General features: G+C 44.0%; 9 protein-coding genes and 1 rRNA gene. 1 reads left to right on the top strand and 9 read right to left on the bottom strand.

Annotated elements, in window-relative coordinates:
• Positions 1 to 33: 33 nt before the first annotated feature.
• The 3 genes from MHB64_RS00050 to gyrA form a co-directional block, all read right to left on the bottom strand.
• Positions 34 to 1,591: ribosomal RNA gene (locus MHB64_RS00050) — 16S ribosomal RNA — on the bottom strand.
• Between the two features lie 388 nt (positions 1,592 to 1,979).
• Positions 1,980 to 3,077, bottom strand: a complete 1,098-nt coding sequence (locus tag MHB64_RS00045) for an HD-GYP domain-containing protein (protein ID WP_341133464.1) — start codon at positions 3,075 to 3,077, stop codon at positions 1,980 to 1,982.
• A gap of 268 nt (positions 3,078 to 3,345) precedes the next feature.
• Complete coding sequence (gene gyrA, locus MHB64_RS00040) at positions 3,346 to 5,886, bottom strand: DNA gyrase subunit A (RefSeq protein ID WP_094874790.1); 2,541 nt, start codon at positions 5,884 to 5,886, stop codon at positions 3,346 to 3,348.
• Positions 5,887 to 6,241: 355 nt separating this feature from the next.
• Here gyrA and MHB64_RS00035 point away from each other — a divergent pair, with 355 nt between their 5' ends.
• Positions 6,242 to 7,117 carry a YheC/YheD family protein gene (locus MHB64_RS00035; RefSeq protein WP_341133463.1) on the top strand — a complete coding sequence of 292 codons (876 nt, stop codon included), beginning with the start codon at positions 6,242 to 6,244 and terminating at the stop codon, positions 7,115 to 7,117.
• Between the two features lie 121 nt (positions 7,118 to 7,238).
• Here the strand turns inward: MHB64_RS00035 and gyrB are convergent, their stop codons facing one another.
• The 6 genes from gyrB to dnaA all read right to left on the bottom strand — a co-directional run bounded on the left by gyrB (position 7,239) and on the right by dnaA (position 13,567).
• Complete coding sequence (gyrB, locus tag MHB64_RS00030) at positions 7,239 to 9,149, bottom strand: DNA topoisomerase (ATP-hydrolyzing) subunit B (protein WP_094869718.1); 1,911 nt, start codon at positions 9,147 to 9,149, stop codon at positions 7,239 to 7,241.
• A gap of 47 nt (positions 9,150 to 9,196) precedes the next feature.
• Complete coding sequence (remB, locus tag MHB64_RS00025; RefSeq protein ID WP_036677731.1) at positions 9,197 to 9,445, bottom strand: extracellular matrix regulator RemB; 249 nt, start codon at positions 9,443 to 9,445, stop codon at positions 9,197 to 9,199.
• A 16-nt stretch (positions 9,446 to 9,461) separates the two neighbouring features.
• On the bottom strand, positions 9,462 to 10,580 hold the full coding sequence (recF, locus tag MHB64_RS00020) for a DNA replication/repair protein RecF (protein ID WP_042123050.1): 1,119 nt from the start codon (positions 10,578 to 10,580) through the stop codon (positions 9,462 to 9,464).
• Positions 10,581 to 10,600: 20 nt separating this feature from the next.
• Positions 10,601 to 10,831: a S4 domain-containing protein YaaA gene (yaaA, locus tag MHB64_RS00015; protein ID WP_042123047.1), complete on the bottom strand. Its 231-nt coding sequence runs from the start codon at positions 10,829 to 10,831 to the stop codon at positions 10,601 to 10,603.
• 48 nt (positions 10,832 to 10,879) lie between these two features.
• Entirely contained in the window at positions 10,880 to 12,022 is a 1,143-nt protein-coding gene (gene dnaN, locus MHB64_RS00010; RefSeq protein ID WP_094869719.1) for a DNA polymerase III subunit beta, read from the bottom strand.
• 198 nt (positions 12,023 to 12,220) lie between these two features.
• Positions 12,221 to 13,567, bottom strand: a complete 1,347-nt coding sequence (gene dnaA, locus MHB64_RS00005; protein WP_042183777.1) for a chromosomal replication initiator protein DnaA — start codon at positions 13,565 to 13,567, stop codon at positions 12,221 to 12,223.

The raw sequence follows: 13,567 nt of genomic DNA, 5'->3' as shown, positions 1-13,567 counted from the left end.
AATGTCTCCATTGCAGGAAACGATTCTCCATAGAAAGGAGGTGATCCAGCCGCACCTTCCGATACGGCTACCTTGTTACGACTTCACCCCAATCATCTACCCCACCTTCGGCGGCTGGCTCCCTTGCGGGTTACCCCACCGACTTCGGGTGTTGTAAACTCTCGTGGTGTGACGGGCGGTGTGTACAAGACCCGGGAACGTATTCACCGCGGCATGCTGATCCGCGATTACTAGCAATTCCGACTTCATGCAGGCGAGTTGCAGCCTGCAATCCGAACTGAGACCGGCTTTGATGGGATTGGCTTCACCTCGCGGCTTCGCTTCCCGTTGTACCGGCCATTGTAGTACGTGTGTAGCCCAGGTCATAAGGGGCATGATGATTTGACGTCATCCCCACCTTCCTCCGGTTTGTCACCGGCAGTCACTCTAGAGTGCCCAACTTTACTTGCTGGCAACTAAAGTTAAGGGTTGCGCTCGTTGCGGGACTTAACCCAACATCTCACGACACGAGCTGACGACAACCATGCACCACCTGTCTCCTCTGTCCCGAAGGCCGCCACTATCTCTAGTGGATTCAGAGGGATGTCAAGACCTGGTAAGGTTCTTCGCGTTGCTTCGAATTAAACCACATACTCCACTGCTTGTGCGGGTCCCCGTCAATTCCTTTGAGTTTCAGTCTTGCGACCGTACTCCCCAGGCGGAGTGCTTACTGTGTTAACTTCGGCACCAAGGGTATCGAAACCCCTAACACCTAGCACTCATCGTTTACGGCGTGGACTACCAGGGTATCTAATCCTGTTTGCTCCCCACGCTTTCGCGCCTCAGCGTCAGTTACAGCCCAGAAAGTCGCCTTCGCCACTGGTGTTCCTCCACATATCTACGCATTTCACCGCTACACGTGGAATTCCACTTTCCTCTTCTGTACTCAAGTCACCCAGTTTCCAGTGCGACCTCAGGTTGAGCCCAAGGTTTAAACACCAGACTTAAATGACCGCCTGCGCGCGCTTTACGCCCAATAATTCCGGACAACGCTTGCCCCCTACGTATTACCGCGGCTGCTGGCACGTAGTTAGCCGGGGCTTTCTTCTCAGGTACCGTCACTCCGGTAGCAGTTACTCTACCGGACGTTCTTCCCTGGCAACAGAGCTTTACGATCCGAAAACCTTCATCACTCACGCGGCGTTGCTCCGTCAGACTTTCGTCCATTGCGGAAGATTCCCTACTGCTGCCTCCCGTAGGAGTCTGGGCCGTGTCTCAGTCCCAGTGTGGCCGTTCACCCTCTCAGGTCGGCTACGCATCGTCGCCTTGGTGGGCCGTTACCCCACCAACTAGCTAATGCGCCGCAGGCCCATCCCTCAGTGACAGATTGCTCCGTCTTTCATTCTTTCTTCAGGAGAAAAAAGAAATTATCCGGTATTAGCTACCGTTTCCGGTAGTTATCCCAGTCTAAAGGGCAGGTTGCCTACGTGTTACTCACCCGTCCGCCGCTAAGTTAATTTGAAAGCAAGCTTTCAAATTAACTCCGCTCGACTTGCATGTATTAGGCACGCCGCCAGCGTTCGTCCTGAGCCAGGATCAAACTCTCCAATTAGTATTGAAAAGAGCGATATGCTCATTTTGAAACATCTGACGAGAAAATTAATTCTCTAATTTTGGATTTCACTTTCGTGATTTCCTACTCACTCGTTGTTCAGTTTTCAAAGATCAAGTTCTCGTTGGCGCCGTTTAATGTCTCAGCAGCAACTCTTATACTATATCATGTCCGGCTATTTAATGTCAAGCTCTTTTTTAACTTCTTTTTCGAGCTCGGCATGTGTATTTCTTGGCCGGACTTAGAATATATCATGTATAGAGATTCATTGCAACACTTTTTTCAAAATAATCTATAAATAAGAGACTGTACTATCAATCACCCTTTATATATTGGTGTATACCTGTTAGCACAGTCTCATTTATGGAGTCTCTTAATACTTCTTTCTCTAAGCAATGATCTCCTGAATATACAAATCTCGTTCCAACATTAGGTTAACAATCGTACCCTCTACCTTAATCATAGGACGTGTTGGATTAGCACGGTCAGTAAATATGATCTCTCCATGACGTCCATCGCTCAGACGTATTCTGGTTCCATTAAACAAATCTGTACTCTTCTGTATAAAGGTCTGTACAACAACTGGGTCAAGCTTACCGAAGCTTTCTGTCATTATCTGCTCTAACACTAAATAAGGAGACTGTGCTTTTCTATAAGCCCTTTCTAGAGTCATAGCATGGAATATATCTGCTACCGCTACTACTTTAGCGTAAAAATGAATCTGGCTACCTTCTAGCTTAAGTGGGTAACCAGACCCATCGACCTTCTCATGATGCTGCAATGCCGTTAGTCTTACCCCTTCATTAATCGCTGTGACATTACGCAGTAATTGATAGCCATATGTAGTATGTCTGCGAACCTCTTCTATTTCGGTACTATTAAGTGATTCCGGCTTATGTAAAAGAGAACTATCTACTTTCGCGTTTCCGATGTCATGTAGTAATCCAGCAAAAGCGATCTGCATCCAATCCTTTTGCGGATACCCGCACCACTGAGCGATCTTATAGGATGTTAACGCGGACAGCACGGCATTGTGATAGTTGTAATCCTCGTCTTTTAGCGTACGTGGAGAAAACTTCAACACATGATAATCCTTTAAATGACTAATTAGTAACTCTAACTGACTCCGCAACTCAAAAATAGGAAGTGAGGCTGCCGTTACCGAACGATAGCTGGTTCTAATAAGTGCGATCATTTTTTCATATTCATCATGTAGTGGGGAATTGTTCTTGATCAGCATCGATTCATTTATAATCGCTCCAGCTTTAAGTGCTGTCTGTTTGGCGTTTTTTTTGACAGCATCAGAGTTGGCCTCTCCCTGAACACCTTCGATCTCCACTTGCCCAACCAAAAAAGCTTCTAAAATTTCTAGATCACGGGGAAGTAGTATTTTTCCCTTAGTGAACAAAATTCCCCCCAGAGGTGTAGTTACATCTTTGGTTATCTTTGAGCCTGCTTTAACTTCTCCAGCCAACACACTTGGCATATACTCAGCCCCTTAATTTCTATAACAATAAGCTCAGGATTACCGAAATCTAATATGACAGATAATTTCTGAGAAAATAGTACTTTATATACTGATTTATACTCTATCGGCTAATTATAGTACGGATAAAAGGAAGCGACTAGTGAAATGAAAACTATTCTTATAAAAATTCTCATTAAATTTCATTAAATAACTTGCTATTAATTAATCACAGCAAAAAGAGCAAGGGACTCTGTAATAGAATCCCTTGCTCTTTATTGAATATAACCTACTCTAAGTTATCTTCTTGATCCTCAGCGATAGTTTCCGGTTGATCAATATCACCAGATTCATCTACTGTTACTTGTTCCTCGAGGCCTTCCATCTCTTCAGACATTTCGTCCTCTTCGTTCTTATCCGCTCTACACAGGGTAGCCACAGCATCATCCTCGCGGATGTTAATTAGCTTAACCCCTTGCGCATAACGGCCCATAGTAGAAATTCCATCCATGCTGGTACGGATCAAGGTACCGCTTGTAGTAATGATCATTAAGTCTTCGTCGTCTCTAACAACCTTAAGACCAACTACAGGGCCATTCTTCTCTGTGAGATTAATGGTCTTGATCCCTTTACCGCCACGAGTCTGAGAACGATAATCACCAGCTGGGGTCCGTTTACCATAACCCTTGCTAGTAACAATCAGGACCTCAAGCTCCTTATCAACACAGTCCATACCGATGACATGGTCATTACTGTCAAGCGTAATGCCCTTCACGCCAGTCGCGCTACGGCCCATAGAACGAACATCATTCTCTGAGAACGTAATCGACATTCCGCGAGCTGTACCGATAATAAGATTCTGCTGACCATCTGTCAGCTTAACCTCAATTAGGGAATCCTCTTCACGAAGATTAATAGCGATAAGTCCGCCCTTGCGGATGTTATTGTAATCCTCAAGTGGCGTCTTCTTCACGATACCTTCGCGGGTAGCAAAGAACAAGTACTTGTCACTATCGCTCTCTTCCACTTGGATTACGGCACTAATCTTCTCACCTTGTTCAATTTGAATCAGGTTGATGATTGGTGTCCCACGTGCAGTACGACCCAGCTCTGGGATCTCATAAGCCTTAATCCGGTACACCTTACCCTTATCGGTAAAGAACATCAGATAGTTATGAGAGTTACTCACGAAGAGATGCTCCACAAAATCCTGGTCCTTGGTGTCCATTCCTATAACTCCGCGCCCTCCGCGCTTCTGGCTGCGGTAGGTGCTGACAGGTAGACGTTTGATGTATCCCGTATGTGTAATAGTGATAACAACCTCTTCACGCGGAATAAGGTCTTCATCCAGGATACTTTCTTCACCAACCGTAATCTCTGTCCGGCGATCATCAGAATATCTATCACGAATATCCTGCAGCTCGTTGCTGATGATTTCCAGTACAAGATGCTCATTCGCCAAAATTTCACGGTACTCTGCGATTTTAGCGAGCAATTCGTTATATTCATTCTCGATCTTTTCCCGTTCCAGACCGGTCAGACGTTGCATCCGCATATCGAGGATTGCTTGAGCCTGTTCTATACTGAGGCTAAAGGTGCTCATTAATCCATCACGGGCGATATCCGTTGTCCGTGACGCGCGAATTAACGCAATAACTTCATCCAGATGATCCAGCGCAATACGCAGACCTTCTAAAATATGAGCGCGTGCTTCAGCTTTTTTAAGATCAAATATTGTACGACGACGGATAACTTCAATCTGGTGCTGCAAATAATGATAGAGCACATCACGCAGATTAAGAATTTTCGGCTCGTTGTTTACAATGGCAAGCATGTTGATCCCAAATGTGGATTGCATAGAAGTATGTTTATATAGATTGTTCAACACAACATTTGGATTCACATCGCGTCTCATCTCAACAACTACACGCATACCGTTACGGTCAGACTCATCTCGAAGATCTGTTATACCCTCGATCCGTTTCTCACGTACTAATTCTGCAATTTTCTCAACCAATCTTGCCTTGTTCACCTGATATGGCAGCTCATGTACAATGATGCGTGCCTTACCGTTGTTTTCTTCAATCGTTGCCTTAGCACGCATGGTCACTGAACCACGCCCTGTACGATAAGCTTGACGAATGCCCTCACGACCCAAGATATATCCAGCCGTAGGGAAATCAGGGCCTTGGATATACTCCATTAATTCCATAGGTGTGATATCAGGATTCTTAATCATCGCCTGCACACCATCGATAACTTCGCCTAGGTTATGCGGTGGAATATTAGTAGCCATACCTACAGCTATACCAGATACCCCATTCACGAGCAGGTTCGGATAGCGAGCTGGTAATACAACTGGCTCATTCTCTTCACCATCATAGTTGGGTGCGAAATCTACTGTTTCTTTGTTCAAATCTCGAAGCATTTCGCCTGCAATCTTGGAAAGACGGGCTTCTGTATAACGCATCGCTGCAGCCATATCACCATCGATCGAACCAAAGTTCCCGTGACCGTCCACAAGCATATAGCGCATAGAGAAATCCTGAGCCATCCGTACCATTGTTTCATAGACAGCTGAGTCACCGTGAGGGTGGTACTTACCGATAACCTCACCGACGATTCTTGCCGATTTCTTATGAGGCTTATCCGCAGACATTCCAAGTTCCGACATCGCAAACAAAATGCGTCGGTGAACCGGCTTGAGTCCGTCCCGCACATCTGGCAAAGCCCGGCTAACAATGATGCTCATTGCGTAATCCATAAAGGATTCACGCATTTCCACGCCAATGTCCCGATCTTTGACTTGTGGGTTATTTTGTTCAGCCATGAGTTGCTGGACCTCCTTCAGTTAAAAAACCGCTACCCTTAATTATATTACTTTCACAAAAGTAGCACAATTAAACATGATAGCCTTTTATCTTCTAATATTGATTTCTTTTGCGCTGATTAGGGTATTCGCCCTTTCCGCAAATGTCTTTAGTACATAGACTGTAAAGACAAGAAACACGGTTTTATTATCCTAGTATCGTTCGATAAGGCATAACCCCATATCCTTATATTATACCATTGTTTAGGTAGCTTGTCCTGATTTTCAGCTGCTAAAGATTATGCTTCCACAGCAAGTTTTGTACAAGGGAATTCAAATGAGCAATTGCTGCACAAAATTGTTAAGGAGGAAGATAATGAAGATTCAACGTGTCCCAAGTAAATGGGCTAAAACAAAAGTTATCCTTCAAAATCAATCTCTATCTCTATATGTGCCTGATACCCGTAAATACGATTTAAGTGTTCTTAAAGAAATGCTTGCGTTATATGCTATGGTCTATATAAAACCTGATCGCGGAAGCTTTGGTATTGGTGTAATGAGAGCTGAGCAGCGTACGGTGATTTTAAGTCCTAGCCAGCAAAAGACTGAAATAAATGTCACCGCCGATAACGAGGAGAGACAACAGCAAGAAGCACAGGTCCTATATATTCTAAGATATGCAAAGATGGCAGAAGTTTTCTTCTCCCCCGAAGAGCTGCATGAGGCCTTACAGAAACGAATTCAGAACCGTACCTACCTCGTCCAAAAAGGAATTGATCTCCTGCGTCACCAAGATCGTCCCTTCGACCTTCGAGTTCTTGCCCAAAAGACTCCATCAGGTGCATGGGAAACAACAGGAATGCTCGGAAGAGTAGCTGCCCCTCAGAAAATTGTCACCAATTATCATAGTGGAGGCAGTATTCAGTCAGTAAATACATTATTAAAAAATCATATGAACCCTTCTGAAACACTCTCCACGATTAATCAATTAAAATCTTTAGGCGTACAAATTGCAGGCCAATTGGAAACTACCTATCCAGGAATTAAAGAAATTGGTCTGGATATTGCCATGGATCAGCATATGGATATGTGGCTGCTTGAGGTCAACACGCTTCCATCTATTGTTGTATTCAAGTTATTTCCTGATAAATCTATCTATCGTAGAATACACCGCTATGCTGTAGCATACGGACGTGTAAAAGCTAGAAAATCGCCATATACTACCCGCAATAGACAATATATTAAAGCCTAAAAAACCGGATCTGAAAACAAAAAACCTCCAGCATTCTCATTCCATTAGGAACAGAAGCCGGAGGTTTTATTAAAATATAAGAAAGTATAAGTTTCACTTTATACATTATCCTTATATTTTCTTACACATCAAGGTATCTGACACTCTTCGCATGCTCATGGATAAAGTCACGTCTTGGTTCAACATTATCGCCCATCAGCGTATCAAAGATACTATCAGCAAGCATCGCATCTTCAATCGTTACTTGTAGCATCATACGAGCCTCAGGATCCATCGTCGTGTCCCACAGCTGGGTAGCATTCATTTCACCCAAACCTTTGTAGCGCTGGACATTGACCTTAACATTCTCACCAAAAGAGGCGATAATCTCATCGCGTTCCTTCTCGCTGCCTGCATAACGGATCACTTTGTTGCGTTCTATCTTGAACAAAGGCGGTTGTGCGATATAGATATAACCTGCATCTACCAGCTTCCGCATGTAACGGTAGAAGAATGTTAACAACAGAGTTCTAATATGAGCTCCATCGACGTCGGCATCCGTCATAATAACGACTTTATGGTAACGAGCCTTCGATAGGTCAAAATCTTCACTGATTCCTGTACCAAGAGCAGTAATAATAGCCCGGATCTCGGCGTTGGATAAAATACGGTCTAAGCGTGCCTTTTCTACGTTTAGAATCTTACCACGCAGCGGTAGAATCGCTTGGAAATGACGATCCCGGCCCTGCTTGGCCGATCCACCCGCAGAGTCACCTTCGACGATATACAGTTCGCTGATAGACGCATCCTTGGATGAACAGTCCGCAAGTTTACCAGGTAGTGCACTGACTTCAAGCGCACTCTTACGGCGGGTTAACTCACGAGCCTTACGAGCGGCTTCTCGTGCACGTGAAGCTGAAAGCGACTTCTCAAGGACACGGCGTGATACTGCCGGATTCTCTTCCAGGAATTCCTGTAATTTCTCTCCGAACAGTGATTCTACTATTCCACGGACTTCACTATTTCCGAGCTTAGTCTTCGTTTGACCTTCGAACTGCGGCTCTGGAATTTTGACAGAAATAATGGCTGTCAATCCTTCACGCACGTCGTCGCCAGTCAGGTTTGAATTACCATCCTTCAGCACACCCGCTTTACGGGCGTAATCGTTGATGATACGTGTTAGAGCACTTTTGAAGCCGGATTCATGCGTTCCGCCCTCATGGGTATTAATATTATTCGCAAAAGAGTAGATGTTCTCTGTATACGAATCATTATATTGGAGAGCTACTTCAACCTGAATCATATCCCGTGAGCCTTCCACGTAGATTGGATCCTCGTGCAGCGCTTCTTTTTTCTCATTCAGATATTTCACATATTCAACGATACCGCCCTCGTATTTGAACACGTTGGTGACATCGGTCCGCTCATCATGGAGTGAAAGCTCAATTCCTTTGTTAAGAAAAGCTAGCTCCCGAATACGAGTAAGCAGTGTCGCATATTCAAAGACCGTGGTTTCAGTAAAGATCTCAGGATCCGGATGGAAAGTTGTAGTCGTACCTGTCTCGTCCGTATCTCCAACAACTTTAATCTCATACTGTGGTGCACCACGTCTGTATTCCTGCTGATAAATATGCCCATCACGCTTAACATTAACAACAACCTTCTCAGACAAGGCATTTACTACGGAGATACCCACACCGTGTAAGCCGCCTGATACTTTATATCCGCCGCCGCCGAATTTACCGCCTGCATGCAGTACTGTCATTACAACTTCAAGCGTCGACTTTTTAAGTTTTTCATTTTCACCTACAGGTATGCCACGTCCATTATCGATAACAGTAATCCCGTTATCCTCATGAATAATCACTTGAATCCGGTCACAATAACCTGCTAGGGCCTCATCGATACTATTATCTACGACCTCCCACACCAAGTGATGGAGACCTTTAGAACTAGTGGAACCAATATACATGCCCGGACGTTTCCGGACAGCTTCTAGCCCTTCCAGTACCTGAATCTGGCTCTCATCATATGTCGGTTGATTCATTGACATGCCTTCACCTACTTCTTTCAGATTATCTCTTTGTTACTAAACGTAAGTTATATTTCGAGCAAAATTTTGGCTCTTTTTTTGAGAGTGGAGGAGGAAATGGGGGAGTAATACACGATATTTTTAGTTACGACAATAGATTTTGCTTCCTCTTCACCAATCCGCTCAAGCTTCTTGTCCTGCTCAGAGTGAATGACGAATTGCTTAGACACCTTGGAAGATTTCTCAATCGAAATATCAAATATTGCAATTAACTCCGAAGAGCGAATAATCTTCTCCCCGCCCAAATGAATATACATGATCTTCCTCCGCTCTTTATAACTCCACTTTTCCATCATGAACATGATATAGGCTGGCGCCCTTTAATTTATCGGCATTCAGACCCTCAATCCCAGTAGCGGTAATGAATGTCTGTACCTTGCTTTGAAAGGTTTCAATAAGCTGGGTCTGTCGGTAAGGATCAAGCTCGGATAAAACATCATCAAGAAGCAGCACAGGATATTCTCCGATTTCTTCATGGATCAGCTCGATTTCCGCCAGCTTGAGCGATAAAGCCGTTGTACGCTGCTGTCCCTGAGAACCGTAGACCTGAGCTTCCCTTCCGTTGATAAAAAAGGACAGGTCATCCCGATGGGGACCCGTCAGCGTCATGCCGCGCCTGATTTCTTGTTCTCTCGTTTGTGATAACTTTAACATAAAATTGTCTAATAAGACAGCTTCATCTTCCTCATCCCGATCGCCGAAAGAGGGGACATAGAGCAATTTCAGTTCTTCTCCGCCGTTCGTAATCCCCCGGTGTATGCTTTCAGCCCATATTTGCAGCTTCTTTATGAATTGTTTCCTTTTTTTTACGATTTTAACACCGTGCTCCACAAGTTGAGCATCCCAGATTTCCAAAAGGTCTTTTCCCGCTGCCTCTTTTCCCCACAACTGCTTTAGCAAATTGCCCCTTTGTAAGAGGATTTTTTGATACTGCTGGAGGTGAAAGAGATAACTAGGCTGGACTTGGCCAATCTCCATATCGAGAAAACGCCGTCTGATCCCAGGTGTGCCTTTTACGATCTCTAAATCTTCCGGTGCGAACATGACCACATTGAGTGATCCCACAAACTCACTAAGACGTCGTTGTTCTAAACCGTTAATCTTAGCTTTTTTACCTTTGGCAGATAGGGTGAGCTCTAGCTTGAGATCGCCGTACTTACGTTCTACCTCAGCAATGATCTGAGCAGCGTCTCCAGGGGCATCGAATGAGATAAGTTCGCGATCCTTCGAGGTGCGGTGGCTTTTGGTCATCGCCAGGACGAACAATGCCTCCATGAGGTTTGTTTTGCCTTGGGCGTTCTGACCCAGAATCAGATTCACATCGCCCAGGCTCTCCAGACGCAGCAGCCCGTAATTTCGATAATGCTGCAGACCGATATTTTTAACAAACACGAAATGGTTCCTCCCCTAGCCTACTCCTCTTTAACTCCTCCGCCTTCAACCTGAAATGTGCCGTTATCCTGCACTTCAATTTGATCACCCGGATAAAGCTTTCTTCCACGCCGTTCCTCTACTTCTCCGTTAACCAGCACATGTCCTTCTTGCAATAAAGCTTTAGCCATTCCACCTGTGGATACACAATCGGAAAGTTTCAGGAATTGATCTAGCTTGATATATCCACTGTGGATAAGTATTTTTTTCATGATTTTTATCCTTTCAGCCACTTATCCACATGTTCATGAATGTTGGCATTAATTTGTTGTACGGTAAGGCAAAATGATATACAAGCTATTGGTTTGATCGAGTGGCTTCAAAATGATCGGACTCATCATCCCTGTGAAGGCTATAACAAGCTGCTCACTCTCAATAACTTTTAGGACATCGAGCATATATTTGGAGTTGAAAGATATTTTGAGTGGTTCACCTTTGAAATCAATGACTTCAAGTTCCTCACGAACTTTACCAAGCTCGGAAGAGCTAGAAGAAATTTCAATGCCGCCTTGATCAAGTGTCTGCATGCGCACAATATTCGTTTTTTCTTCACGGGACAGCAAATAAGCACGATCAATTGATTCACTTAATTTTTTTGTGTCCAAAGTTAGTTCTGTTTTGTAGGTTGTTGGAATAATTCTAGAAGTATCCGGATAAATTCCATCGAGGATCCGTGAATAGAACAGAACTTTGTCGAGTTTAAAAAGAACTTGATTGTCCGCAACGACAATATCAACGAGCATATTTTGATCAGGGATAATTTTGCTTAGCTCATTAAGGGTTTTACCAGCGATTACGATATTGGCAAATTGGACATTCTCCGTACCTTCTAGTCTTGCTGCTCTTGTAGCTAAGCGATGACGGTCAGTCGCTGTAAACTTAAATTCATTATCGGCCAGATTCCACAGTATACCTGTTAAAATCGGAGTTGTCTCTTGGGTAGAAATAGAAAAAGCAGTTTGTTTAATCATATTTTTCAGCAAATCACCTGGTATAGAGATAGTTTCGTTCTCCTCAATACTCGGTAGCACCGGGAATTCTTCAGGGTCTAAACCTACAATCTGAATCTCAGTGGATCCAGAAGAAATATATGTTTGGAATCCTTCTTTAACTTCCATGTGAATCTCTTTGGAGGGCAGCTTCTTAATAATCTCTACGAAAAATTTAGCGGGAAGAACAACACTTCCGGGCTGATCTATTTTCACGATCGTATGGCTGTCATTCTCTGCTGGAATAAACGATTGGATGGAAATATCGGTGTCGCTTGCAGTTAATGTGACGCCTTGATGGCTAACTTCCAGCTTAATACCGGTCAGAATAGGGATGGTTGTTCTACTGGAGATTGCTTTGGATACGTGTTGAATGGATTCGTTGAGTTCATTTTTAAGAATGCTTATTTTCATGATTTCACTCCTAGCTGAAAAATTGGGAATTTCGTTGTATTTTGTTGCTCGTTATTACGCGTCTTTACATGATGAATTATTATAGTTATTTAATAGTATTAGTAGTAGGGGCGTCTAATATGTGGATAACCCTATCAAATAGCATAAAATTAAGCCTACCCACATGTGTATAGATTGTGTATAGGCTCTTTGTTCCTCTTAGGAAGGATTTTTAATTTTCTCCGCAAGATTATTTACCACTTTGTACAACTCCTGATCGACCTTTAATGACTGTGTAATTTTATCATGCGCGTGAATTACGGTCGTATGGTCACGTCCTCCGAACGCCTCACCAATCTTAGGCAGCGAATAATCTGTTAGTTCACGGGAGAGATACATTGCGATTTGACGTGGAAACGCTACGGCTTTTGTACGTTTTCGTGCTTTGAAGTCTTCAAGGCGCAAATTGTAGTATTCACCGACTTTTTGCTGAATATCAGCGATGGTAATCATTTTTGGGCGGCTGGAAGGAATGATATCCTTGAGTGCTTCAGCTGCCAAATGAGTGGTTACATCCTGGTTGGTTAGCGAAGAGTAAGCAACAACCCGGATTAATGCACCCTCAAGCTCACGAATATTGGTATCAATCTGATTAGCAATATACATCATGGCCTCATTAGGGATATCAAGGTTCTCTGCCTTCGCCTTTTTGCGCAAAATCGCAATTCGGGTTTCTAGATCGGGTGGTTGAATATCCGTAATCAAGCCCCACTCGAACCGTGAACGCAGTCGTTCTTCCAGTGTGGGAATTTCCTTTGGCGGTCGGTCGCTGGAGATGATAATTTGCTTGCGTTCTTCGTGGAGCGCATTGAACGTATGAAAAAATTCCTCCTGCGTGGACTCTTTTCCGGCGAGGAATTGAATATCGTCAATAAGCAAAATGTCAACGTTACGATACTTATTGCGGAAGCTTTCACCGCGGTTATCACGGATCGAATTGATAAATTCATTCGTGAATTTCTCTGATGAGATGTAAATAACCTTGTTATTCGGGTTATGTTCTAGAACATAGTGCCCAATGGCATGCATTAAATGGGTTTTGCCCAGACCTACACCACCATATAAAAACAAGGGATTGTATGCTTTGGCCGGCGCTTCGGCTACTGCCAGTGAGGCTGCATGCGCAAAACGGTTGCCGGAGCCGATTACAAAAGTGTCAAAAGTGTACTTGGGATTGAGGAGATGCGTTTGCGCTTCTTCTCGTGATACTACGGGAGTGGGGGCGGATTGTTGAACCACAAGCTCAGGTGGCTTGCTTTCTTCAATCACGAATTTTACATCCACTTGTTTCCCAGTGACTTCGTAGACCGTTGCTCCTACTAGTTTGGTGTAGCGACTTTCCAGCCATTCTACTGCGAACGTTGTAGGTGCCGAGATAATGAGAACCTGGGAGTTGAAGGTTATCGCTTTAGTAGCCTTAAACCAGGTATCAAAGCTCGGCTTGCTTAATTTGGTTTGAATAATCGATAAAATTTGCTGCCATAATTCGGAAGTATGGCTGTCCAC

Source organism: Paenibacillus sp. FSL K6-2859, assembly GCF_038008265.1.
GTDB classification, from domain to species: Bacteria; Bacillota; Bacilli; order Paenibacillales; family Paenibacillaceae; genus Paenibacillus_AQ; species Paenibacillus_AQ nitricinens.
Note: the sequence above shows the minus strand (reverse complement) of the source record. Positions and strands in the feature narration are given on the sequence as shown.

What these genes read in the sequence shown, in the direction of transcription:
- MHB64_RS00045 (WP_341133464.1), bottom strand. Translation starts at nt 3,077, where the DNA reads ATGCCAAGTGTGTTGGCTGGAGAAGTTAAAGCAGGCTCAAAGATAACC.
- gyrA (WP_094874790.1), bottom strand. Translation starts at nt 5,886, where the DNA reads ATGGCTGAACAAAATAACCCACAAGTCAAAGATCGGGACATTGGCGTG.
- MHB64_RS00035 (WP_341133463.1), top strand. Translation starts at nt 6,242, where the DNA reads ATGAAGATTCAACGTGTCCCAAGTAAATGGGCTAAAACAAAAGTTATC.
- gyrB (WP_094869718.1), bottom strand. Translation starts at nt 9,149, where the DNA reads ATGTCAATGAATCAACCGACATATGATGAGAGCCAGATTCAGGTACTG.
- remB (WP_036677731.1), bottom strand. Translation starts at nt 9,445, where the DNA reads ATGTATATTCATTTGGGCGGGGAGAAGATTATTCGCTCTTCGGAGTTA.
- yaaA (WP_042123047.1), bottom strand. Translation starts at nt 10,831, where the DNA reads ATGAAAAAAATACTTATCCACAGTGGATATATCAAGCTAGATCAATTC.
- dnaN (WP_094869719.1), bottom strand. Translation starts at nt 12,022, where the DNA reads ATGAAAATAAGCATTCTTAAAAATGAACTCAACGAATCCATTCAACAC.